We start from the raw sequence: 23,984 nt of genomic DNA, 5'->3' as shown, positions 1-23,984 counted from the left end.
ACATCAAACTTCTTGTGATTTGGCGGCAGCATTGCGCGCTTCACGGCGCGCGGAAATAAAGCGGTAGAGTGCCAGGGAAATGGAGCCCACCGTCAATGCAATGAAAGCCCAGGTAATGGGGCCGCGCACGAAGATCGACAGATCGTTATGTCCGATCAATAAAGAGCGGCGCAGATTATCTTCGAACATTGGCCCAAGGATAAACCCGATCAAAAAGGGCGCAGCCGGTATCGCGGCGCGATTGAAGATATAGCCCATGACGCCAAAGGCCATCATCACCCATATGTCAAAGGTGTCGTTATTAACGGCGTAAGCGCCATAAACGCAGAACATCAATACGATGGGAAAGAGGACTGATTTAGGGATATCAGCAATCAAAGAGAAATACTTGATGGCCACATTACCCACCAGCAGCAATACCACCGAGCTAAACATAATGCCCATAAACAGGGCATAGATCAGGGATAGATTCTCTTGGAACATAAGGGGTCCAGGCGTAAGCCCATGAACCATAAAGGCACCAAGGATAATGGCCGTGATGACATCTCCTGGAATACCCAGCGATAACAAGGGAATCATCGTCGCCCCGGCGACACCGTTATTACCAGCCTCGGCGGCAGCAACACCCTCTACCTCGCCTTTACCAAAGTTAGCTCTGTTGGGAGAACGCCTGCGTGCATCGCTATAGGAAATAAAGGCAGCCGCAGTAGCGCCAGTACCTGGGATTGCCCCAATAATCACGCCAATCAAACTGCCCCGCACAATGGTGGTCAGGCAGCGCTTCAGTTCGGAAAAGCTAAGCCCTGCACCGCTGGCCTTCGCCTTAATATGAGGAAGCGCTTTTTTGCGGTAGAACTCGATAATCTCAGGGATGGCAAACAGACCAATCAACAGCGGGATAAAGGAGATGCTGTCCATCAAGTTGTAGTTGCCAAAGGTAAACCGTTGAGAACCGAAAACTTCATCCAGCCCCACCAGGGAAAGCAGAATACCCAATAGCGCAGCCATCAACCCCTTGATCATAGAGCCGCTGGCCAAAGAAATAATGATAGTAAGCGAAAAACAGATCAGCCAGAAAAACTCTGGCGCGCCAAAGTTCAGAGCGATTTTTGCTAAATAGGCGGCAAAAAAGATGAGGGCAATATTAGAAATAAAATCGGCAATCACCGAGGAATAAAGCGCTGCCTTGAGTGCCTTCTTCGCATGCCCCTGTTGCGCCATGGGATAGCCGTCCAACAAGGTACAGGCAGAGGCAGGTGAGCCGGGGGTTCTGATTAAAATGGCCGTAATTGACCCGCCATACATTCCGCCTTTATAGATACCCACAAGCAGCAAGATAGCGGCGACCGGCTGCATAGAGAAGGTGAAGGGCAGCGCCAGCGCCACCGCCATCGTAGCAGTCAATCCGGGAATCGACCCCACGACCACACCGATGACGACTCCAATAGCGATGGCCAGGAAGTTATCTAAACTAAAGAATATCTCTATGACTTCCGAAAAATTTTCCATAGATCACCCAGAAGAATAAGTAGCCAATCAGAAACCGATTGGCGCTATCGGAAGCGGCACATTCATGACTTCTACAAATATGAATGTCACAGCGATAGGAAACACAAATGCCATGCTATAGACCCACCAAGTGCGAACGGGGTGCGCCACAAAAAGCACCAGCGTCGCGAGAATGCCGGTAAACACCGCACCCATGGACTCAAACAAAGCGACATATATCAACAGGGCGACCACCATCAAAACAAAGCGCCGTGTCGAACCCTTCTCAATATTTCGCTCGTCCTCCTCACTGCTTCTGTCTAACAAGAAGCCTTGCAGGATGAGCAGGATAGAAAACAGCAGTATCAACCAGCCAACAATTTCCGGCAGCCAACGAGGCGACATCATGGGGTTTTGCAGGATGGGCGGTTCATTGATGTAGTTCGGCACCAGATAAAAGACCAGCACAATGGAAAAGCAAAGCAGAATAATTCCCGCCACTACGTCACCCGGGTCTTTAACCCTGCGCTTAAAATCCGAGGTAGTCATCACTGCCTTCTCCAAAGAACCAAGTGATATAGAGCAAACAAGAGAGGCGAGGACGCTTGCCCTCGCCTCTCCGTTGGATCAAAGGCTGCCTTGCTTACTGGCTAATACCCGCCTGCTCAGCTACGTCTTCCCAACGCTTCAAGTCTTCAACAATGAACTGCTTGAACTCTTCTCCAGCAACCTGGCCTGGCTCAGCGCCTAACTGCTCGGCGAAATCCAGAAACTCTTCACGCTCCATCACGTTGGCGAGTGCTTCTCGCATTTTACTCTGTGCTTCTTCAGGGAAAGAGCTATGAGCAATCAGGCCAAACCAAGCAGTCGTGATGAACTGGTCTAGGTTGTATTCACCAATTTCTGACAGTGTCGGTACATCGGGAAGATATTCAGAGCGTTCGGCAGAAGTGACCGCGAGCGCGCGGAGATCGCCGGAACGTATATGTGAAAGTACCGTTGGCATGTTCTCGAATGCCACATCAACATCGCCGCCCAGCAACGCCGGAAGCGCCGCGCCACTGCCGGCAAAAGGCACCGCCGTCAGGTTGGTATCAGTCAAGGTCTTGAACAGTTCACCAGACATGTGGATGGAGCTGCCCACGCCACTGTGGCTAAAGGTCATGTTCTCTTCTTTCGCTGCTTCGACGAAATCAATGACATTTTCGTAAGGACTGTCTGCCGGTACCACCATGACATTAGGAATATCGATCATGTTTTGTAGAAAAACGAAATCTTCTACCGGGTCATAAGTGAGATCAGGATAGATCGCGGCCCCGATGGTGTGGCCCGGAGAGGCCATTAAAATCGTGTGATCAGCATCACGCCCACCACGGGAGAGACGACCGGTGCCTACCGTAGAACCAGCGCCGGGGCGATTTTCCACAATGACGTTGGCGTCAAGTTCTTGCTGAAGCAGATCGGCAACGCGACGCGACAACACATCGGTAGTGCCACCGGGGGCATAAGGCACGACTAAGCGCACATCGTTAGTCGGCCATTCATCAGCGCTGGCAGAGGAAACAGTGAGCCCAAGCGCCAGAGCGCTGGTGCAGGCAGCCAAGTAGGCAGAGCTAAGGAGTTTGTTCATTTTTCTTCCTGTGCGTGGTTAAGTTATTATCATGCTTAATTATTGTTCGTAATACGTACAGATATTCGCAATTTGATAGCTGAGATTACTTGGTTGCCAACCTATTAAAAAACACAACTTTAGTAGCAGGGAGTTACAAACTCCATTTTACGGGATGACAACAACCTGTCGTTGCCAGCGCTTTCATGTCGCAGAAGTTCGCAATGCGAACATTTTTGCGTTAATCTTTTCTATCAGACGTCAAGGTAATGGATGATAACAATGCAGGAAGAGAAGTTGAGTGAAGATAGCCGTGATTTTGTAACAGCGTTAGCTAGCGGTTTAGAGGTTATACAGGCATTCGATCACGAACACCCGCGTATGACATTAAGCGAAGTTGCTGCACGAACAGGTATGAACAGAGCAAAGGCTAGGCGTTTCTTACTCACTCTACATTCCCTAGGGTATGTCCGTAAGCAGCAGCGCCATTTTGAATTGGCGCCCCGCGTCCTTCAACTAGGTTATGCTTTTTTATCAGCTAATAATTACAGAGACGTTATTCAACACTATTTAGAAGATATTACCGCTGAAACGGGGGAGTCATCGTCGCTTGGCGTGCTAGATGGTAATGATGTTATCTATGTTGCCCGCTCGGCAGCCAAACATCGCTTAATGGCCATCACACTTTCAGTGGGCACCCGACTGCCAGCAGCTCATACTTCTATGGGGCGCATACTTCTTGCTCAGCTCAACGATCAGGCTCTTGATCATTTTCTATCGTCGATTACTTTAGAGCCCTACACCGATAAAACAGTCACTGATGTCAATGAATTGCGCAGACAAATAGTTAACGCACGGCAACAAGGCTATGCGATTTCTGATCAGGAGTTGGACTCTGGGTTACGCTCTATCGCTGTTCCAGTTTTTGATGCCAAGCAGCATTTAATGGGGGCGATCAATATCAGTACCAACGCGGCTCGGGTCGACCTCGACACGTTGGTTAATATTTACTTACCAGTGCTACAAAACAAAGTCGCGCAAATACGTTCGCATATTAATTGACCATTACCGCGTCTAATGCCGCACGATAACCTTGCACACCTAAGCCGGCAATCACACCATCAGCACGCAGTGAAACGTAGGAATGGTGCCGGAAGGCTTCACGTTTGTGCACATTGGATAGATGCACTTCAATCACTTTGCCATCAAAAGCATTGAGTGCATCCAGGATTGCCACTGAAGTATGGGTGTAAGCAGCGGGATTGATAATGATTGCTTGGGTGCCATCAAGACGCGCGGCGTGAATGGCGTCGATTAACTCACCTTCGTGGTTGCTCTGAAAGCAATGTATATCCCAGTCGGCCATCACCGCTTTCTCTCGCAGAATGTTATTTACATCCTCTAATGTCTCGTAGCCGTATATCTCCGGCTGGCGAGTCCCCAGCAAATTTAGATTGGGCCCATGTAATACCAATACCTTGCCTTGACTCATGACTTCTCCGCTCTGTGTCTTGCTATCTAAATTGGCTAGTTAGCTAAATTGAATAACTGCATTAATCGATCAGCTGTTCTATCACTTAACCCGCCAACTGCGCCAGCGCCTGTTCAAGCGATGCTTGCTGGCGCTGGGCATACAGCTCAATCTCATCGATTACTTTAGCCCCTAAAGCCTGCTCAAATTGCTGTTGACTTGCACTGCTAGCGTAATTTTCATGGCTACTTCCACCCAAGTTGGACTGGAAAATACCGGCCGCGCTAACGGGTAAAAAGTCTTCATAAATCATGGGTGTTATCTTGAGAGCGCCTTGTTCGATCAGGCTTTCCACCTGCTCTAACGTCACTGATCCTGCTACAGATGCACCCTGGGCCGCCTGATAATGAAAAAACGCTAGCCCGTCACGATGTAGCGTAGCGTAATCATCAGGGAAGGCCTTAAACACTTCGGCTAGATGCGCCTGATGGGCGTCGTTATCCGCAGCCGTCGGTGCATTTTCTCGGGCAGCCGCTAGCAGGCGATCATAGAGTGCACGCCCCTTATGGGTTAAGGCGATACCGCGCTGTTCGATTTCACCGAAGCGGGCAGTGTGCTTACCTTCGGCTGCGTCTGCGAAGGCGATCGTCTCCTCCAGCGCTTTAAAGCTGGTTTGACGCAACAGTATCGGGCAATTGCGACGAGGAGGTCCTTCGATAGTCGCTTTAGGGTCAATGCCGACACTGGGCATAAGCCGCTGCACTTCATCAATATCTAACGTCCGCGGCGTTAGGTGATTAATGTGGGGGCCGCGGAAACAGACCACATCGGCAATCAGGCGATGCTCATCATGCAAACGCTCGTAGGTCGTCCAATCGACGGTTGCTTTGTCATGCCAGCGGAACGTTTCCAACGCTTCCTGCACAAACTGCTCGGCATCCTCTGCGTTGAGTCCGCCCTGCTGTTCGAAACGCTCAATCAATATTTTCACGTTAGCGGTGAAGATATCGCGATCACTTAAAATAGCGCTCGCCTGCTCCTGAAGTTCGGTTTTTTCGATCAGCTCAAGGCGCAGTAGCGAGGTAAAGACACGAAAAGGATTCCGTTTGAGTGCACGATCAGCGACCGGCCGAAACGCCGTGGAGTGCACCGGCACGCCCGCCGCCGCCAGATCGTAATAGCCAACCGGCTCCATCCCAATTACCGCGAACATGCGCCTTAGCATGGCAAGCTCGCTCGCACTGCCCACGCGAATCGCGCCGTGGCGTTCAACGTTGATGCGGGCCAGCTCATCGCTCTTCTGCAGCGTACTGTTAAGCGCAGGATTAGCAGCTAACACCTCTTGATTGACGGTCTCAACCAGTGAGAGCAAAGTGCCGTATTGTGGCACTTCCTGCCGATACATCGCTGACATCGCGCTGGAAAATTGGTCGCGGATTTCATCACTGCTAACGTACGCTGAACTCATGGAATTGTCCTATTTATAAACGGCTATATCTGCCCATAAAAGGCTATACCTACATAGTAGCGCTATCGGTGCCTTAACAATTTCACTTTTTCCGCACCTTGCTACACCTAAAAGCCCCCTCACCTTAACGAGTAGGTATTTTAAACTGTTACATTAGCGCTTGACCTTATGAACCTAGGCACGCCATCAATGACGCTTCCGCTTTATTTAGGTTTGCCCATGTGGGCCAATCAAGACTGGCTCGGCAGTCTTTATCCGCGCCATGCCAAAACCGAGCTATTAAGCGATTATGCCGCGGTGTTTTCGAGCGTTGAAGGTAACACTACGTTTTATAGCGGTATTCCAAAACCGGAAACAGTCGCCGCTTGGGCACGCCAGGCGCCACCCCACTTTCGTTTTTGTTTTAAATTACCGGCAACCGTCACTCACGATCAACGGCTTACCCATTTAGAAGACGCATGGGCATTTTTAGCCGCCCTTGAGCCGCTGCACGATCGCCTGGGGCCCACCATGGTGCAACTACCGCGGGATTTCGGCCCCCAAGAGCTTCCTCAGCTGGAAGCGCTGCTCGCGGCTTGGCCTGCCCATCTACCTTGTGCAGTCGAGGTTCGTCACCCTGAGTTTTTCCACAAAGGAGCCGCCGAAACAGCCCTTAACCGCCTGTTGATAACTTATTCGGCTAACCGCGTAATGCTCGACGTGCGCCCGCTCTTCTCAACCCCGGCCAATAGTCATATGGGCCTGGCCCACGCCCAGCAAGAAAAGCCGAAACTCCCGCTACACGTGCTTTCCACGGCAAATTATCCGGTGATTCGCTTTATTGGCCATATTGACAAAACAATAAATAGTGACTACTTCACCGCTTGGAAGGCTCGTCTAGAGCTGTGGATAAATCAGGGGAAAACCCCTTTCTTATTTGTGCATACTGCAGATAACCGTGAGTCTCCCTACATGGCTCGCCTACTTTACAACGCGCTGGGAGAAGTGACGCCATTACCTCCGTTAGCGCCTTTCGCAGGTGAAAAGCAAAGCCAGCTGTTTTAGCGCGTATTTTTAGGTTAGCTAACTGGCATGCAAGCAATTGATCAGATAAATTGCGCTTACTTTTGGAAAAGAACGTCAGCAATGACTCCATTTTCCGAAAACTAGCGTGCTCAACACGCAGTGACTTACACAACAATCGACTTAATGGGTGATGTATGGCGAAGCTTGCGCATGCGCAGTGGTCATCGCGAATGACCTTTGTGCTGGCCGCCGCTGGTTCAGCGGTGGGTCTAGGGAATATCTGGAAATTTCCGTATATGGTGGGTGAAAGCGGCGGCGCTGCTTTCGTCTTTGTGTATTTACTTTGTATCGCGCTGATTGGCTTGCCCATTCTCGTCTCCGAATGGCTACTGGGGCGGCGTGGCCAGAAGAACCCTGCCAGCACGATGTCAGAACTGGCCCGCACCGCGAACAAGCCAAAAGCATGGGCCATTGTCGGCATTAGCGGCATTGTTGGGGCCTTTTTGATTTTGTCGTTTTACAGCGTGATTGGTGGCTGGTCGCTCTACTACACCGTTAACTCCGTGAGCGGTGCCTTTAGCGGCCAAGACGCCGACGGGATTGGCGCCCTCTTTAATGGCATGCTGAGTAACCCAGGCTTACTGCTGCTGGGCCATTCGATCTTTATGCTACTGGTGATTGGCATTGTCGCCCGCGGTGTTACCAAAGGGCTTGAAGGGGCTGTACGCATTCTGATGCCGGTACTCGCGCTGCTGCTCGTTGTGCTGATCGGTTACGGCATGTCGACCGGCCACTTTGGTGAGGCGTTGACGTATATGTTCAACCCGGACTGGAGCAAGCTCAGCGCAGAAACCGTGCTGGCCGCCTTAGGTCACGCCTTCTTCACCCTCTCACTGGGTATGGGCATCATGATGGCTTACGGCTCTTACTTGGGCAAAGAGATCAACCTGCTGCAAACCGCCCGCACGGTCATCATCATGGACACCGTCATTGCCCTAGGCGCCGGTTTAGCCATTTTCCCGATTGTGTTTGCCAACAACCTGGATCTTGCCTCAGGCCCTGGGCTGATTTTCGTCACTCTGCCGCTAGCATTTGGCAATATGGATGGTGGCTTGATCCTAGGCTTGATGTTCTTCTTGCTGCTTACGTTTGCGGCGCTGACTTCGGCGATTTCACTGCTTGAGCCCGTAGTTGAGTTTATTGAAGAGCGCACGCCGCTCAGCCGTGTCATGGCAACTGTTGTGGCCGGCGTGGGGGCTTGGTTGCTCGGCATTGCGGCGCTGCTATCGTTCAACGTATGGAGCGAACCGCTCATGTTTGGGCTGGGCGTGTTCGACCTGCTGGACACGCTGACCAGCAAAATAATGCTGCCGCTAACCGGGCTAGGCGCGATTCTCTTCGCCGCTTGGTGCCTGGATCGCAAAAGTGTCGAAGCTGAGCTTGAACTTTCAGCGACCGGTAAAAGCGTATGGAACATCATCGCGCGCTATGTAGCGCCCGCTGGCGTTATTGCGGTGTTCGTGACAGGGCTTATTTAAGGTAAGCCGTCACTTCCCTGCTGTTTGCTAACCTCAGTGCAATTCGCTCTCTTGCCGATCTTCGTCGGGCAAGGGGGCGATATCCCGCGATAATTTTTGGAACTCCCTGTGCAGCTCAATACCACGGCGCGCTCTCAAGCTACGCTGGGCAGCACTTCGCTGGCGCTGAGCATGCTCATCCACTTGCAAACTCATAAAAATGTCGAGCAATTCGCTTTTAACCGAGGTGATTCGTTCGACGTTTCTCATAATCGACGTTCCTCCAGATGAATATGCCTTCGTCCACCTGCATCCGTGACGACTGTTATGATGCAGTGCGGCACTTCAATTATTACTATAACCTACTTGACAAAATGATGACCAATCTTAAAAAAACTGGCTAACGACCTTTAAACGCTGACGAAACACGGCCCGATAGTTAGTGGCCCTATCCACTCATTGAGGCATACTGTGAACATCAGCATTGAATGTACGCAAAGCATAACAATGAACAGACAGACAGAAACGGCCGTTTCAAACGACCGTATACTGACGTACTGTTGAATATCTGTTGGTTGAGCACCCAAGGAGCTGAACGTGAGTCGCGCCCTGTTCGATGAAATGAGACGCCGCATGGAGCACTTTCGACGCTCCGAGCAAAAAGTGGCGCGGTTTGTACTGCGCAACCCCGAAGAGGTCATCCACATGCGAATTGTGGATCTGGCCACCGAAGCCACCGTTAGCGAACCCACCGTGGTGCGCTTTTGCCGTGCGCTGGGGTGCAATGGCTTTCAGGACTTCAAGCTACAGCTGGCGCAAATGCTCGCCAGCGGCAGTCAGTTTGCCCAGTTCTCCATGAACGATAGCGACTCGGTCGCTGAATTTTCCCACAGCATCTTCGACTCGACCGTGGGTACGCTGCTCTCTGTGCGTGACCGGCTGGATAACGACGCCCTGGGCCGAGCGGTTAATGCGCTAGCGATGGCCAACCGGGTCGAGTTCTATGGCTTTGGGGCTTCCGGAGCCGTGGCCTTTGATGCCCAGCACAAGTTTTTCCGGCTGCAGATCTCCACTTCGGCTTACGCCGACCCGCATATGCAGAATATGTCGGCAGTAACCTTAAACGATGGCGACGTGGTGGTGGCCATTTCGCAAACGGGTCGCACCAAAGCGCTGGTTGCCAGTGTGCGGCTCGCCCGTGAAGCTGGTGCCACAGTGATAGGGCTATGCCCCAGCGGTTCACCGCTCGCTGAAGAGGTCAGCCTGCCACTGTATATCGATGTTCATGAAGACACCGAAATCTATACCCCCCTTAGCTCGCGTATAGCGCATCTGGTGCTGATTGATGTGCTCGCGGTCGGGGTCGCTAAAACCCGCGGCCCAAAACTCGCCGAACAGCTTAAAGCCGTTAAAAAGAGCCTCAACACGCTGCGCTTTCCTGAAGAGTCCTAATCGTTAACCTGTATACACAGCCAGTTTGCTGGCTGTGCTAGACTAGCCGCCTATTTTTTGATCCGGCAGCGGCTACTATGGACGACGTCACGGCGATTCTCGATCAGCTCAACTCCGCCCAGCGCGAAGCAGTGAGCGCCCCCCAAGGTAATCTGTTGGTGCTCGCAGGCGCAGGCTCGGGCAAAACCCGCGTGCTGGTTCATCGCATTGCCTGGCTGATGCAGGCCGAAGGGCTTTCACCCTACGCGCTGCTGGCGGTCACCTTTACCAATAAAGCCGCCAAGGAGATGCGCACCCGCCTCGAGGCGCTGCTGAGCATCTCGATGCGCCATGTATGGGTAGGCACCTTTCACTCCATCGCCCACCGCCTGCTGCGCACCCACTGGCAGGACGCCAAGCTGCCGCAACACTTTCAAATCATCGACTCCGACGATCAGTTACGCCTGGTCAAACGGCTGCTGAAAGATTACGCCATCGACGACGAACGCTACCCGCCCCGCCAAGTGCAGCACTTTATCTCCGGCTGCAAAGAGGAGGGACTGCGCCCGCACCAGGTCAATGTGGATGGCGATGCCTACATGGGCCAGATGGTTGAGCTCTACGAGCGCTACCAGCTCACCTGTGAGCGCGGCGGTCTGGTCGATTTCGGCGAGTTGCTGCTGCGCAGCCTGGAGCTACTGCGCGATAACCCGGCGCTGTTAAATCACTACCAGGAGCGCTTTGGCCACGTGCTGGTTGATGAGTTTCAGGATACCAATACCCTGCAATACGCCTGGCTAAAACTGCTCACCGGCATGAAAACGCCAATGACCGCCGTCGGTGATGACGACCAGTCGATCTACGGCTGGCGCGGCGCCAAGGTGGAGAATATCAGCCGCTTTGAGCAGGAATTCCCGCAAACCCATACCGTGCGTCTAGAGCAGAACTATCGCTCCACCAGCGCGATTCTGGAAGCCGCCAATACGCTGATCAGCCATAACAGCGAGCGGATGGGTAAAAACCTCTGGACCGACGGCATCGAAGGCGAGCCGATCTCGATCTACGCCGGGTTTAACGACCTGGAAGAAGCGCGCTATATCGTTGACACCATCAAAGAAAAGGTCGACGAAGGCTTTAACCGCCGCGATATCGCCATTCTCTACCGCTCAAACGCCCAGTCGCGGCTGATGGAAGAGACGCTGATTCGCCAAGGCATGCCCTACCGTATTTATGGCGGTCACCGCTTCTACGAGCGCCTGGAAATCAAGAATGCCCTGGCCTACCTGCGCCTGATGCTCAACCGCGATGACGACGCCTCGCTAGAGCGGGTGATTAACGTACCCACCCGCGGCATCGGCACGCGCACGGTCGAGATTGTCCGCCTGCGCGCTCGTGAACAAGGCATTCAGCTGTGGCAGGCACTCCACGATGCGATTAACGACGGTACCTTGAAAGGCCGCTCGGCCAATGCCGTACAAACCTTCGCCAACCTGATTGAACAGCTTGATAACGATGCCTCGGGTATGGCGCTGCACGAGATCATCGATCACGTTACCGTTCATACCGGTTTGATAGAGCATCACAAAAGTGAACGCGGCGAGAAAGGCCAGGCACGGGTCGAGAACCTGGAAGAGCTGGTTAACGCTGCCCGCGCCTTTACCCAAGGCGATGTTTTTGAAGCCCCTGAAGCGGGCGAAGGCATGGCCGCACTGGAAGCGTTTCTTTCAGAAGCCGCCCTTAATGCTGGCGACCATGAAGCCGAAGAGTTTGAGGACAGCGTACAGCTGATGACGCTGCACTCCGCCAAAGGCCTGGAGTTTCCCGTGGTGTTTATTGCTGGGGTCGAAGAGGGACTCTTCCCGCACAAGATGTCCCTGGAAGAGCCGGGTAGGCTCGAAGAGGAGCGCCGGCTGTGTTACGTCGGTGTCACCCGCGCCATGCAGAAGCTCTACCTGACCCACGCCGAAACCCGCCGCCTACACGGCAAAGAGGTGTTTCCACGCCCCTCGCGCTTTCTGCGCGAGCTGCCCCCGCACCTACTGGAAGAAGTCCGCCTGCGCGGGCATATTTCCCGCCCGGTGACGGCATCGCGCACTTCCTTTGCTCAGCAAAGCGTCGAAAGCGACGGCGACATACCCAGCCTGCACGTCGGCCAGGGGGTTGAGCACCCGGTATTCGGCGAAGGGATTATCCTTAACGCGGAAGGCGAAGGCGCGCGTGCCCGGGTTCAGGTCAGCTTTGAAGGCGAAGGCGTCAAATGGTTAGTCCTCGGCTTTGCCAAGTTGACGCCGCTTTAAGCCCAACGCTGTCACTCAACAGGTAGACGATCATGAAACAACGCTTTAAACGCCTATTTCCCGAAGTGAGTAATGGCTGGCAAACATTGAGTGGCTATCAGCGCTTTGAACGTTTAATTTCACTGGTGCTCACCCTCGCCATCGGTGGAGCCGTGCTAGTGGCCATGTATTATTTGGTCATTCACGTGATCCAGCTGCTGTTTATTCAAAGCCGTGACCCCTTTGACTACCGCGTATTTCAAGCGCTATTCGACATGATCCTTACCGTCTTGATTGCCATGGAGTTCAATAACTCCATCATCCGCACAATGACCAGTGGCAAAGGCTTTATCCACGTCGAAATAGTGGTGTTAATTGCCATTATGGCGCTGGTACGCAAGTTTATGGTGCTGGATATGGAAGTTATCGACCCTTGGCAAATTGGTGCGCTTTCGATGGCAGTCTTAGCGTTAGGCGGCTGCTATTGGCTGGTGCGCCACGGCAACAGTATGAAAGACGCGGCGGATGATTGATCAGAAGGCTTGCGAGCTAAATTCGCTATAAAGCATACTAACCAGCGAACATGGCGCACTCAGCGCCTTATAACAACAGTATGATTACTTTTGGAGTTTTGCTCACATGCAACGCCGTAACTTTCTCAAAACCGTTGGCCTAGGTGCCGCCGGTGTCGCTGCTGCCCCCTTTGTAACCACCTCTAGCGCACGCGCTCAAGAGACCTTTACCTGGGACATGGTCACCTCGTGGCCGAAAAACTTTCCCGCCCTAGGCACCGGTGCGAATGACTTCGCCCGTCGGGTCGAGCAGCTTTCTAACGGCCGCATGCAAATTCGCGTCCATGGCGCAGGTGAGCTGGTACCTGCGCTTGAAGTATTCGACGCTGTGGCGGCGGGGACCGCTGAGATGGGTCACTCTGCGTCGTATTACTGGCGCGGCAAAGTCGCTGCCTCGCAGTTTTTCACCGCTGTACCGTTCGGCATGACCACCACCGAGATGAACGCCTGGTTGTACCATGGCGGCGGTCAGGAACTGTGGGATGAGATCTACGCTAATCACAACCTGAAACCCTTTGCCGTCGGTAACACCGGTACGCAGATGGCGGGCTGGTTCAAGAAAGAGATCAACTCGTTAGACGATATGCAGGGGTTGAAACTTCGTCTTCCTGGCCTCGCAGGTGAAGCGATGAACGGCATTGGCGTCAGTACCGTTAATATGCCGGGTTCGGAAATCTTCACCTCTCTGCAAACCGGCGCACTGGATGCCGCTGACTGGGTAGGGCCGTATAACGACTTGGCATTTGGTTTGCACCAAGTGGCTGACTATTACTACACCTCGGCGTGGAACGAGCCCTCTGCCGTACTGGAAGGCACGATTAACCTGGATGCCTGGAACTCTCTGCCGGAAGACCTGCAGAACGTAGTCCGTGAAGCGGCACGGGCTTCTAACCTGGCCATGATCAGTGAATTCGCCTTCCGCAACGCCCAGGCCCTGGAAGCGCTGGTCGATGAGCATGGCGTTCAGCTGCGCACCTTCCCTGAAGACGTGATGGCAGCGCTTTACACCTCCTCACAGGAGGCCATTCAGCGCCAAATCGAGGACGATGAAGAGTCCCGCCGCGTGTATGAGTCTTACTTGGCGTTCCAGAAATTACTGCGTCCGTTTAGCGACGTGGGTGAATACGCCTATCTCAAGAACCGCGACAACGTAGGTGCCTGATTATCCAGGCAGGTAAGCAGCAATTACGGCAAAGGGCGCACTGAGCGCCCTTTTGCTATTTTAGGCGGGAACATTGAAAGAGTTGATAAGAAAGAGCTACTCGCTGTGTACCGCTCGGATCCGCCCATTATCGTCTAATGCGACCATTACAAAACGCGCCTCTGTCACCTTTTGACGCTCTTCAATCCGCTGCCCATGGGGCGGGCGTACCCATACTTCTACATCAATTTTGATTGAGCTATGACCGATCTCTTGTACCTGGGTGTAGACACTGACCATTGAGCCGACGCGCACAGGGCTCAAAAAGTCCATGGCTTCAATCGCCACGGTGGCCGTTCGCCCTCCTGCTTCGCGGCAGGCTGCAAGCTCAGCTGCCTGATCCATTTGATTGACTAGCCAACCACCGGGTATATCACCATAAAGATTGGTATCTTGGCGGGAAGCCAGTAATTTTAAAGTAAGCTGCCCTTGAGGGGCCGGTACGTCATCCAAATCGGTTTCCAGAAGAGTCATGGGTTCGTCGCTTAGTCAGTTTATTGTTGTAAAGGTTGCAGTAAGGCACATTGCCAAGGGGCGTTGCTGCGTCGCAACACAAGTGAATGGATTCAGTTAACCATAAGAGGACGCTTGTTTGAATACTCTTTCATCTCATAGAAGCTACCTTTTATCGCTACGGCACACCGTAGGTTGCTGGGTGATGATGGCCCTACTGCTGGTAACGCCGCCTACTTGGGGGCAATCACTGCCGATAACCGGCACGTTAGGTGCCGTCGGTTCTGACACCATGGCTGGGCTCATGCTGCGCTGGGGCGAAACACTGACTTCCCGCTACCCAGAGGTAAAGCTGCAATTTCAAGCCAGCGGCTCGGCCAGCGCGCCAACCGCGCTAATGGCAGGTACCACCCGGCTGGGGCCGATGTCCCGCCCGATGAGCACTGAAGAGCGTGATAACTTCATTGAGCGCTACGGCTACCCGCCGCTGGAGTTAAAGGTCGCCCGTGATGCGCTGATTGTGGTCGTCCACCGCCATAATCCGCTGCGCGCGCTCACCCGCCAGCAGGTCGATGCGATTTTCTCGACTTCGCGTGCCTGTGGCGCCGAGGCGTCGATACGGCGCTGGGATCAGCTCTCGGCAACGCGTGACTGGTCATTTGGCAGTATTGCGCTCCATGGGCGTAACCTTGCCTCCGGCACCCATGGCCTATTTCAACAACGGGCGCTGTGCGGTGGCCTCTTTCGCAACGATATTAGCGAACACCCAGGCTCATCGGCCGTCGTCGCTGCGGTGGGCGAGTCTGCCAATGCAATGGGGTATGCCGGGTTTAACCACCTGACGCCAGCCGTGCGCGCAGTAAGCCTTTATGACGATGACGGCATCGCCATAACACCCGATGAAGCAGCGATACAGAACGGTGATTATCCGCTGTCGCGCTACCTGTACCTATACGTGAACCTGCCGCCCGGGGCATCCTTGCCGCCCGCCGAGCAGGCTCTACTGGCGTTGATCATGTCCGATGAAGGCCAGCAAATTGCACGCGCATCCGGTTTTGTCCCCTTAACCCCAAGCGTCCTTGACGCACAGCAAAGGTGGTAAGCCGCTGTCATCTAATTGACACATAATCGTCTTAGAGTAGGAAGTCATTCTATGCACCGTTTTCACTATAAGCTCTCTTCACGACCCACTCTTTCAATACATGCTGGTCAGTACTGTGATCACCCCGGTTTTGCCATGCCTAGTTTTGTCATGATAGCGACATGACCCCACCTCGGTTAACCTCTTCTCGGCAGCCATTGCGCTTGCTTCAGGATCGTGTGGCCACCGGGTTAATCACCGCTGGTGGTGTCGGGGTGCTGCTGGCGATTCTCGCTATCGGCGTTTTTCTGATATGGGAAACGCTGCCACTACTGGCGATTGGAGAGAGCTTGGCCCTGGCCAAGCTCTCTCCTCTGGCGTGGGGCACCCTTAAAGCTGCGCTGGCTGCGCTGCTGTTTGCGATTCCCGTCGCCTTAGGGGCGGCGATCTACTCTGCGCTGTTTATGTCAGCGCGCTTGCGCACGCGCATCAAACCCGCACTCGAAATGATGGAGGCCATTCCGGGCGTGGTGGTGGGCTTTATTGCCGGGCTCATTTTGGCACCGTGGGTAGAGCGACACTTGGCCAGCGCTTTAGTGCTGATGGTCTGGCTGCCGCTCAGTGCCGGGCTTGCGGGCTTGCTCTGGCAACTGGCCAAAGCCCGCCTCCAGCGCCGTTTGTCGCTCTCCTGGGCAGGTCTCTGGCTAATACCGTGGCTTGCTCTGATGGTGGTGATAGCGCTATGGCTTGCGCCGTGGATGGAACAGCTGTGGCTGGGCGGGGATCTGCGTCAGTTGCTCGACCAGCGCTTTGGGATGGATTACGCCACCCGCAATGCCCTGATTGTCGGCCTGGCGATGGGGTTTGCCGTTATCCCCAGCATCTACTCATTGGCAGAAGATGCCCTTGCCGATGTGCCTTCGACCCTGATAGAGGGCGCCCAGGCGCTGGGTGCCAGCCGTTGGCAGGCGCTGTGGAAGGTGGCACTGGCGGCGGCGGGCCCAGGTATTTTCTCGGCGGTGATGATCGGCGCGGGCCGTGCAGTGGGCGAAACCATGATTGTACTGATGGCCAGTGGCAACACCGCTCTGTTTAGCGCCAGCCCTTTCGAAGGGATGCGCTCCATGGCAGCGGCTATTGCCATCGAGCTTCCTGAAGCGTCACCTGGCGGCCAGACCTATCATCTGCTGATTTTTGCCGCGCTGGTGCTGTTTATCTTCACGTTCCTGGTTAACACCCTAGCCGAGGTTGTCCGCCAGCGCCTGCGCCGCCGTTATCGCCAGATGGGAGGCACTTCATGAAAGCTGGCAAGGTCAACACCGCCTCTCGCCGCCCTCGTTTTAATTGGTTAAATGATTTATGGCCCTGGCTATGCGCGGCCAGCGTAGCGCTCTCCTTGCTGATGCTGGGTGCTCTACTGGCGCTACTATTAGTGCGTGGGCTTGGACACTTCTGGCCCGCAACGCTTGAAGAGGTCACTCTGCGTTCGGGTGACACCTTTGCTGGCCATGCCGTGCGCGAGGTCGAGCTCCCCCAGCAAGCGGGAGATGAACGGCTGTACTTTACCGGCAATCAGGACATAGAGGGCGCTCGCTGGCGCTGGGTGACGATTGAGGAGATTGCCGAACGCGCACAGCCAACCGACTTGATTCGCCTGGAGCGAAGCCCTTGGGGGGATTTTATTGGCCGCTTGTCGGCCATTGAGCAAGACGGCCAGCGCTGGGAGGGTGACGCTGCCTGGCACCGGTTAGCGACTTTATTGGCGCTCCCCGCCAGCCAACGCCAAGAGAGCCAGCTACTGCTCACCACCGTGGATGGCCAAACCTTGCGCCAGCCGTTGGCCAGTGTCGTCAGCGCTCAAGCCCCAAATGCGATGAGCTGGTGGCAGAAAACCCATGTCTGGGGCGATGGGGTATGGCGGTTTCTCAGCGAAGGGCCTCGAGCAGCCAATACCGACGGGGGCGTGTGGCCGGCGATATTTGGCACCGTGCTAATGGTGATTTTAATGTCCGTCATGGTCACGCCATTTGGCGTGCTGGCCGCTATTTATCTTAATGAAATTGCTCACCAGGGGCGGCTGACGCGCCTGGTGCGCATTGGCGTGCGTAATCTAGCGGGGGTGCCGTCCATTGTGTATGGCGTTTTCGGCTTGGGAGTGTTTGTTTACGGCATTGGCGGCTCGCTGGATGAGTGGTTTTTCAGCGATACGCTGCCCTCGCCCACGTTTGGCACCGGCGGGCTGCTGTGGGCCTCGTTAACTCTCGCCCTGCTAACCCTGCCCGTCGTGATCGTGGCAACCGAGGAGGGGCTCGCGCGTATTCCTGAGGCCCAGCGCGAAGGCGCCGTGGCGCTCGGGGCTACTCGCCTGGAGATGCTTACCCGCATCGTACTGCCCATGGCGGCACCGGCCATGCTGACAGGCGTTATTTTAGCGGTCGCCCGCGCGGCAGGCGAAGTGGCGCCACTGATGCTTGTCGGCGTTGCCAAGCTAGCGCCACAAATGCCCATTGATGGCGAATTTCCTTACCTACATTTAGAGCGCAAGTTCATGCACCTTGGCTATCATTTATTTGATACCGCCTTTCACGGCGAAGATGTGCAGGCCGCGATCCCACTGGTTTACGCCACGGCGCTACTTTTAGTGTTGATTGTGCTAGTGCTTAATCTAACTGCCATATTTCTGCGTCATTATCTTAGGCGTCAACGGGGAAACGAATGCTAGCGCCTTTACATTCAGCCAATACCGCTCAGGTACCAGTGGCGCACTTTTCGTCCGAGCACAGCTGCCTGAGCATTGATCACTTAAGCCTCGCCTATGCGGGGAAAGCGGCGTTGCGCAACTTAACCCTCAGTGTTCCGCGACATCGTGTGACGGCCTTCATTGGTCCGTCGGGATGCGGTAAGTCAACGCTGTTACGGGCAATTAATCGGCTGCACGATCTCAATGAGACAGTGACCCATAGCGGCAAAATCACGTTGGAAGGGCAGGACATTCACGACCCGCAAACGAACGTGACCGAGCTGCGGCGGCGAGTAGGAATGGTGTTTCAAACCCCCAATCCCTTCCCTATGTCGATCTATGAAAACGTGGCCTTTGGCCTGCGTTTACAGCAGCGCCTTCCCAAGCGCAAAAGGGACGATATTATTGAGTGGGCATTAACCTCCGCCGCGCTATGGGATGAAGTGAAAGACCGCCTGCACCGCTCCGCCTGGCAGCTTTCCGGTGGACAGCAGCAGCGCCTAGTCATCGCCCGCACCTTAGCAGTACAGCCCGATGTGCTGCTGCTTGATGAACCCGCGTCAGCGCTAGACCCGATTTCAACGCTCAAAATTGAGGAGTTAATCCGTAATCTCAAGTCGGAGCTAACGCTGGTACTGGTTACTCACAATATGCAGCAAGCGGCGCGTGTATCGGATTACACCGCCTTTTTGCATCAAGGTGAGCTGGTTGAGTACGGGCCTACCGATCAGGTCTTCACCAACCCCCGTTTGCAACACACCGAAAATTACATCACCGGCCGCATTACCTAGGCCTTAGCGACTGAAACGTCAGGAGTGCTCCATGGATATTACTAGCGACTCTCACAGCCAGCATATCTCTCGCCAGTTCAACCAGGAGCTGGAAGAGCTAAAAACCCATCTGATGGCCATGGGCGGTCTGGTAGAGAAGCAAGTGCAGGATGCCGTCTTTGCGCTTCTGGAAGGCGACACCCGCCTAGCCGAACAAGTGCGCGACAATGATCGTCAGGTCAACGATCTGCAGCTGCAAATCGACGACGAATGCACCCGGGTACTGGCGCGGCGACAGCCTGCGGCGTCTGATCTACGCCTAGTGCTGGCCGTTATTCGTGCCACGTCTGATCTTGAGCGCATCGGCGATGAGGCCAGCAAAATCGCCCGTAACGCCCTGCTGCTGAGTGAAAGTACCAGCACCATTCGTGGTTTGGTGGAAGTACGGCACATCAGCGAGCATGTGCGCAAAATGCTGCGCGATGCGCTCACCGCCTTTGCCCGCTTTGACACCGACTTAGCCATGCAGGTAGTACGTGAAGACGAGCTGGTGGACGACGAGTACAGCAGCGCGATGCGCTCACTCATGACGTTTATGATGGAAGATTCTCGCTCCATTACCTCTGTACTCAGCATCATGTGGGTTCTGCGCGCCCTCGAGCGTGTCGGTGACCATGCCGATAACCTTGCCGAGTACGTGGTTTATCTTGTCAAAGGGTTGGATATTCGCCATAGCGACCCCGACAACCTTGACCCGCAGGTACTAAAAAAGTCTTGACCTGAAAGGGGTTTCCTCCTGCAATACGTCCAGGCTGTTAAGCGGCCTGGACGTTTGAATCACAAGGAGTCTCCCCCACCATGCTGGATGCTGTCACTGCGCTTAGCCGAGGTACACGCTGCGTGTATCAGTCAGGTATGCGACGCTATGTTTTTCTGCCTATTTTAGTCAACCTGATTGTTTACGTCAGCATGTTCAGCTTCGTGCTCAACCGCTTCGGTGGTTGGCTAGATCATTGGATGAACATGGTGCCAACATGGCTTGATTGGCTCTCCTGGCTTATCTGGCCTCTTTTCGTGATTAGCCTGTTAGTAGTAGTGTTTTTTACCTTCACGCTGGTGACCAGCCTGATCGCCGCGCCTTTTTACGGTTTTTTGGCCGCTAAAGTCGAAACCCAAGTGACTGGCCGTGAACCGATTGATGACCGCAACCTTACTAAAACAGCCATTGATGCCATTGGCCGCGAATTTGTTAAGCTCGCCTATATTTTGCCCCGTGCCGCCGGTCTGTTTGTGCTTAGCTGGATCCCAGGGCTGAACTTAGTATCCCCCCTGCTGTGGGCGCTATTCTCCGCCTGGATCATGGCCATTACTTATCTAGACTACCCAATGGATAACAATAAGGTGACGTTTGCCGATATGCGCCAACGGCTCTCGAAACGCTGGTGGCAAAGCCTCAGTTTTGGAGGATTAGTCACGCTAATCACCTGGATTCCGCTGGCCAATCTATTTCTGATTCCCGGCGCTGTCGCGGGTGCCGTACTACTCTGGGATGATCATTACCGAAATGTACATGGTGATACACGCGGCATCACACCGCAGTAGGCGCTTATTACCCAGGCGACACCACTTTGCTACCTTTATGGTTTGTTCGTCTATCCTGGACTCAATTAACAACAAAGGAATTACCGCATGCTAAAACCGACGGCTTGGCTGGGTGGCATACTCTTGATTAGCGCTATGTCTATTTCGATGGCATCTATGGCCGTAGCCCACGACGTAAAAACTAAGGCTCTGCGCATTGCGCATCCCTTCGCTACCCCTACCCCACCGGGGGCGGTAAACGGCGCAGCCTACATCGATATCACCGCCTTTTCAGACCCTATTACTCTTATCGGCGCGAGCAGCCCTGTGAGCAGCAACGTTGAGCTGCATGATATGCAAATGGACGGCGATATGATGCAGATGCGGCATGTGGATGAGATTCGTGTCGAGGCAGGGGAGACTTATACCATGCGGCCGGGTGGCGGCTTTCACTTAATGCTGATTGGCCTAAGCGAGCCGTTAAAGGAGGGTGAGCGGTTCCCTCTCACGCTCACCTTTGCAGAACAAGACGATGTGGATATTGAAGTCTGGATACAGAGCGCCCAGGAAGGCAGCGAAGCTGCTGATGGGCATCACCACTGATGTGGGCTGCAGTTAACATATAGCAAAAACCCCGCTTCGGCGGGGTTTTTAGCGAGCAACGATTACATTAGCAGTTACACTTATTCCATTATTTACCAGTCGGTACTATCGCCTTCACCCCGGTTGAGTTCCCCTGAAGTGTAACCCTCTTGGCGAGAAGTAGACCCTTCTTCAGCCGTAGAAGGACGGCTACTGGAGGGCGAAAAGTCCAAGCTCTCGCTTTCATCACGGTTCAAGTCGCCCGCCGAGACATGAGATTGTTTTGAAGCGGCATGTGACTCAGGTTTGTCGATGACACCCTGACCAGCGGTACGGTCTTGGTTCAGCTCAATAGATGAGTGCGCCATCGCCAGAGGGCTCGCGACCAGACCAAAAGCAATACCTACCAGGGCGACATTTTTGCTCATTTCTTTTAGCAGCATGGTGTTCTCCTCATTATTCATGGATTCCGTTCGATGATGATTAGAACGGCTGTTACGCTTTACGTTGCACATTAGGCGACAAAAAAGACATATAAATTATTATTTAATAATTAAACACTTACACCAAAATATCGCTTAAAAATAATTAACCAACCCTTTTGTACCCAAAATGATTGTGCATTAATTACTCATATGGCTGCTATCTATACATAGCGACGCAATGAAATTAGGCTCCCCTAGAAAGCAGCACCTTAAACGAGAGAAAAATGGTTTGAGAGAGTGTGGGATGTCACAAAAAATCAGACCCCGCATCAGCGGGGTCTAAGGACACAATACTTTGACAATGACTAGCGCTAGCTTCCTTTCCTTTTGCGGGACTGCTCCAACCTTGGAATTTAACCCTGACCAGCGCTCTGATTGTCGATTGATTCACTCCTTGAATCGACCTGCATCCCTATCGGTGTGACACGCATCTGCGTGATTAACTCACACCTCAAACGTAATACATTCCGCTTAATTGCAAACTTTTGTTACCAAGCGTTGCCATCGCCTACGTCATGCGTCAAATCTTTAGCGGTATATTCTGCTTGAACACTAGTACGATGGGATTCTGCCTTAATAACATTAGGGCGATCACCTACGTCGTACATCAAATCAGATGAGGTAAAAACTGCTTGTTCATGTGTGCGCTGTGATTGAGCCTGAATTGGTTCATCATTAACAGACAGATCTTGATTAGCTTTGATGGAAAAATTTGCGAATGCAACTGGGCTCGCCAGCAAACCGAATGCAAGTCCTACAACAGCTGATTTTTTAAAAAGAACGTTAAACATAGTATTACTCCAAATGACTGCTTAATACCGCTGAAGTGAAGAAAGAAGGGCCTGCTGGCTTGCTTCTCTCTGCGGTGACTTCACTGCCCTGATAAAGCAGTTACCGTGCCAACCTCCACTATATTTAATAAAATTAAATAAAAACAATCACTTATTAATTATCAATTGCGCACAATATTAAGCCACTAAAAACAAAAGCACGCAAAATACATGTGCACAAATGACACATGCGCAAAATTGTCTGTGCCTTTATGGCACACTCATCCTCAAACGCTAATATTAAGAATTACTTTTAAAGCTAACCTCATCGCGCCTGTGCTACGTTATCGAGTAGTAGACTTAGGCTTTGTACGAAAACTGCCTGCGCTCGACAATACGGCGTTAAAAATCGCCTCGAAATGCTCATTTACACCTCGTAAACTCCGCTTTCTCGTTAATTTTGCCTTGTCTAGTCTTCGCACGCCGACTTTTCGTACAAAACCTAGACTACTCATGGATGAACTAGACTACTCATGGATGAAAGGGGCGAGAGTAGCTCACGATATGCACTCAAAAAGGTAGGTAGGTAGGTAGGTAGGTAGGTAAAAATAGGGAAATGCAGTAGAAGAAGCCCACAAAAAGCAGGCAGCAAAAAATCAGACCCCGACTGGCGGGGTCCGATATCAGAATAGGCTATAGGTAATAACTAACGTTAGCTTCCACTCCTTGTAGCGGACTCCAGCCTTGGAATTAACCCTGACTAACGTTTGATTTCCTAGTGATTCATCCTTGAACCTGAAAAGCATCCTTGCCTTTATAACATCCTATCAATTACCTTTTCATCCGTTGAAAAGACGTTCTTTGATATCTAAATGATAATTAACAATTAACTACCGCTGTTTTCTTCTACAAGCTCATCGTCGTCATACTCAGCGTCATCTGAGTGATCGCTTGACTGAGGATCCATGTCGCTGGCTCCATCACCTTCGTCATGGGTTAAATCGTTAGTCATGTCTTTAGTATCATGACCGTCTGAACTATCAGTACCTTGGGGATCCATTGGTTGCTCTTCAGCTGTAATTCCCTGATTTTCATCAATAGCTGAATTTTCATCTGTTTGAGCAAAGGCTAACGGGCTTGCCATCAAACCAAAAGATACACCTAAAATGCCAGCTTTCTTGAGTAAATCCTTGGACATCATATTCCACCTCCGATCGCTGTTTATTACCGCTTGGTTAAGAAAGAAGGGCTTATATACAAGCCAGCATTTCCTGCGGTCGTCTTCCTTTTTTTTAACAATGCAGCGGGCATGCCAAAAACAAAAAAATAAAATTAAACAAATAAAAATCAATGACTTAATTAAAACAAGTTAAGCTATATCACTCTGTTAACATCGAAATACCAAGCCTAAAAACTGTATAAAAATGGCACATGAGTAAACTCTTACCAACCTCACATGCCAATATTGCACACCTTTACAGGTA

Annotated in this window: 24 protein-coding genes; 14 read left to right on the top strand and 10 right to left on the bottom strand. The window is 52.8% G+C overall.

Annotated elements, in window-relative coordinates:
- Positions 1-3: 3 nt before the first annotated feature.
- The 3 genes from KO116_RS00710 to KO116_RS00700 form a co-directional block, all read right to left on the bottom strand.
- Complete coding sequence (locus KO116_RS00710; RefSeq protein WP_035556127.1) at positions 4-1,509, bottom strand: tripartite tricarboxylate transporter permease; 1,506 nt, start codon at positions 1,507-1,509, stop codon at positions 4-6.
- Between the two features lie 27 nt (positions 1,510-1,536).
- Complete coding sequence (locus KO116_RS00705) at positions 1,537-2,037, bottom strand: tripartite tricarboxylate transporter TctB family protein (protein WP_035556131.1); 501 nt, start codon at positions 2,035-2,037, stop codon at positions 1,537-1,539.
- A 94-nt stretch (positions 2,038-2,131) separates the two neighbouring features.
- Complete coding sequence (locus KO116_RS00700; protein WP_035556133.1) at positions 2,132-3,118, bottom strand: Bug family tripartite tricarboxylate transporter substrate binding protein; 987 nt, start codon at positions 3,116-3,118, stop codon at positions 2,132-2,134.
- Between the two features lie 261 nt (positions 3,119-3,379).
- Between KO116_RS00700 and KO116_RS00695 the strand changes: the two genes are divergently transcribed.
- Positions 3,380-4,159, top strand: a complete 780-nt coding sequence (locus tag KO116_RS00695) for an IclR family transcriptional regulator domain-containing protein (protein WP_035556135.1) — start codon at positions 3,380-3,382, stop codon at positions 4,157-4,159.
- On the opposite strand, the gene aroQ is transcribed toward KO116_RS00695, so the two are convergent.
- Both aroQ and hglS read right to left on the bottom strand, forming a co-directional pair.
- Positions 4,152-4,589, bottom strand: a complete 438-nt coding sequence (aroQ, locus tag KO116_RS00690) for a type II 3-dehydroquinate dehydratase (RefSeq protein WP_035556137.1) — start codon at positions 4,587-4,589, stop codon at positions 4,152-4,154. The genes KO116_RS00695 and aroQ overlap by 8 nt on opposite strands.
- An 85-nt stretch (positions 4,590-4,674) precedes the next feature.
- Positions 4,675-6,036, bottom strand: coding sequence for a 2-oxoadipate dioxygenase/decarboxylase HglS (gene hglS / locus KO116_RS00685; protein ID WP_035556139.1), 1,362 nt, complete (start codon positions 6,034-6,036; stop codon positions 4,675-4,677).
- Between the two features lie 189 nt (positions 6,037-6,225).
- On the opposite strand from hglS, the gene KO116_RS00680 reads away from it, so the two are divergent.
- Positions 6,226-7,080: a DUF72 domain-containing protein gene (locus KO116_RS00680; RefSeq protein WP_035556140.1), complete on the top strand. Its 855-nt coding sequence runs from the start codon at positions 6,226-6,228 to the stop codon at positions 7,078-7,080.
- Positions 7,081-7,235: 155 nt separating this feature from the next.
- Positions 7,236-8,579 carry a sodium-dependent transporter gene (locus KO116_RS00675; RefSeq protein ID WP_035556143.1) on the top strand — a complete coding sequence of 448 codons (1,344 nt, stop codon included), beginning with the start codon at positions 7,236-7,238 and terminating at the stop codon, positions 8,577-8,579.
- A gap of 33 nt (positions 8,580-8,612) precedes the next feature.
- Here the strand turns inward: KO116_RS00675 and KO116_RS00670 are convergent, their stop codons facing one another.
- A complete protein-coding gene (locus tag KO116_RS00670) occupies positions 8,613-8,828 on the bottom strand; it encodes a PA3496 family putative envelope integrity protein (RefSeq protein WP_035556145.1) in 216 nt (71 codons plus the stop codon).
- A 327-nt stretch (positions 8,829-9,155) separates the two neighbouring features.
- Between KO116_RS00670 and hexR the strand changes: the two genes are divergently transcribed.
- The 4 genes from hexR to KO116_RS00650 all read left to right on the top strand — a co-directional run bounded on the left by hexR (position 9,156) and on the right by KO116_RS00650 (position 13,999).
- A complete protein-coding gene (gene hexR / locus KO116_RS00665) occupies positions 9,156-10,010 on the top strand; it encodes a transcriptional regulator HexR (protein ID WP_022521119.1) in 855 nt (284 codons plus the stop codon).
- 77 nt (positions 10,011-10,087) lie between these two features.
- A complete protein-coding gene (uvrD, locus tag KO116_RS00660; protein ID WP_035556147.1) occupies positions 10,088-12,286 on the top strand; it encodes a DNA helicase II in 2,199 nt (732 codons plus the stop codon).
- 32 nt (positions 12,287-12,318) lie between these two features.
- The gene (locus tag KO116_RS00655; RefSeq protein WP_035556149.1) at positions 12,319-12,798 is read left to right on the top strand and encodes a phosphate-starvation-inducible PsiE family protein; all 480 of its coding nucleotides are present in this window, start codon (positions 12,319-12,321) and stop codon (positions 12,796-12,798) included.
- Between the two features lie 106 nt (positions 12,799-12,904).
- Positions 12,905-13,999 carry a TRAP transporter substrate-binding protein gene (locus tag KO116_RS00650; protein ID WP_035556151.1) on the top strand — a complete coding sequence of 365 codons (1,095 nt, stop codon included), beginning with the start codon at positions 12,905-12,907 and terminating at the stop codon, positions 13,997-13,999.
- A gap of 96 nt (positions 14,000-14,095) precedes the next feature.
- Here KO116_RS00650 and KO116_RS00645 read toward each other — a convergent pair whose 3' ends face one another.
- The gene (locus KO116_RS00645; protein ID WP_008956467.1) at positions 14,096-14,512 is read right to left on the bottom strand and encodes an acyl-CoA thioesterase; all 417 of its coding nucleotides are present in this window, start codon (positions 14,510-14,512) and stop codon (positions 14,096-14,098) included.
- Positions 14,513-14,696: 184 nt separating this feature from the next.
- Here KO116_RS00645 and KO116_RS00640 point away from each other — a divergent pair, with 184 nt between their 5' ends.
- The 7 genes from KO116_RS00640 to KO116_RS00610 all read left to right on the top strand — a co-directional run bounded on the left by KO116_RS00640 (position 14,697) and on the right by KO116_RS00610 (position 21,266).
- The gene (locus tag KO116_RS00640) at positions 14,697-15,593 is read left to right on the top strand and encodes a PstS family phosphate ABC transporter substrate-binding protein (protein WP_035556153.1); all 897 of its coding nucleotides are present in this window, start codon (positions 14,697-14,699) and stop codon (positions 15,591-15,593) included.
- Positions 15,594-15,754: 161 nt separating this feature from the next.
- Positions 15,755-16,873, top strand: coding sequence for an ABC transporter permease subunit (locus KO116_RS00635; protein ID WP_035556155.1), 1,119 nt, complete (start codon positions 15,755-15,757; stop codon positions 16,871-16,873).
- Positions 16,870-18,294, top strand: a complete 1,425-nt coding sequence (gene pstA, locus KO116_RS00630) for a phosphate ABC transporter permease PstA (RefSeq protein WP_035556158.1) — start codon at positions 16,870-16,872, stop codon at positions 18,292-18,294. Before KO116_RS00635 ends, pstA begins: the two co-directional genes overlap by 4 nt.
- Positions 18,288-19,103: a phosphate ABC transporter ATP-binding protein PstB gene (gene pstB, locus KO116_RS00625; protein ID WP_035556160.1), complete on the top strand. Its 816-nt coding sequence runs from the start codon at positions 18,288-18,290 to the stop codon at positions 19,101-19,103. The genes pstA and pstB overlap by 7 nt, the downstream gene beginning before the upstream one ends.
- A 31-nt stretch (positions 19,104-19,134) precedes the next feature.
- Positions 19,135-19,860 (top strand): phosphate signaling complex protein PhoU, encoded by a 726-nt coding sequence (phoU, locus tag KO116_RS00620; protein ID WP_008956462.1) that lies wholly within the window; start codon positions 19,135-19,137, stop codon positions 19,858-19,860.
- Between the two features lie 80 nt (positions 19,861-19,940).
- Positions 19,941-20,684 (top strand): sulfate transporter CysZ, encoded by a 744-nt coding sequence (cysZ, locus tag KO116_RS00615; RefSeq protein ID WP_035556162.1) that lies wholly within the window; start codon positions 19,941-19,943, stop codon positions 20,682-20,684.
- An 87-nt stretch (positions 20,685-20,771) separates the two neighbouring features.
- A complete protein-coding gene (locus KO116_RS00610; RefSeq protein ID WP_035556165.1) occupies positions 20,772-21,266 on the top strand; it encodes a copper chaperone PCu(A)C in 495 nt (164 codons plus the stop codon).
- A gap of 92 nt (positions 21,267-21,358) precedes the next feature.
- Here KO116_RS00610 and KO116_RS00605 read toward each other — a convergent pair whose 3' ends face one another.
- The 3 genes from KO116_RS00605 to KO116_RS00595 form a co-directional block, all read right to left on the bottom strand.
- Positions 21,359-21,688, bottom strand: coding sequence for a hypothetical protein (locus KO116_RS00605; protein WP_052703691.1), 330 nt, complete (start codon positions 21,686-21,688; stop codon positions 21,359-21,361).
- A 530-nt stretch (positions 21,689-22,218) separates the two neighbouring features.
- Positions 22,219-22,521, bottom strand: a complete 303-nt coding sequence (locus KO116_RS00600; RefSeq protein ID WP_035556167.1) for a hypothetical protein — start codon at positions 22,519-22,521, stop codon at positions 22,219-22,221.
- Between the two features lie 865 nt (positions 22,522-23,386).
- Positions 23,387-23,701 carry a hypothetical protein gene (locus tag KO116_RS00595; protein WP_035556169.1) on the bottom strand — a complete coding sequence of 105 codons (315 nt, stop codon included), beginning with the start codon at positions 23,699-23,701 and terminating at the stop codon, positions 23,387-23,389.
- Between the last annotated feature and the right edge of the window lie 283 nt (positions 23,702-23,984).

It is taken from the genome of Halomonas sp. KO116, from assembly GCF_000734975.2.
GTDB lineage: Bacteria > Pseudomonadota > Gammaproteobacteria > Pseudomonadales > Halomonadaceae > Vreelandella > Vreelandella glaciei.
The sequence above is the reverse complement of the archived record's forward strand: the minus strand, read 5'-3'. Positions and strand labels throughout refer to the sequence as shown.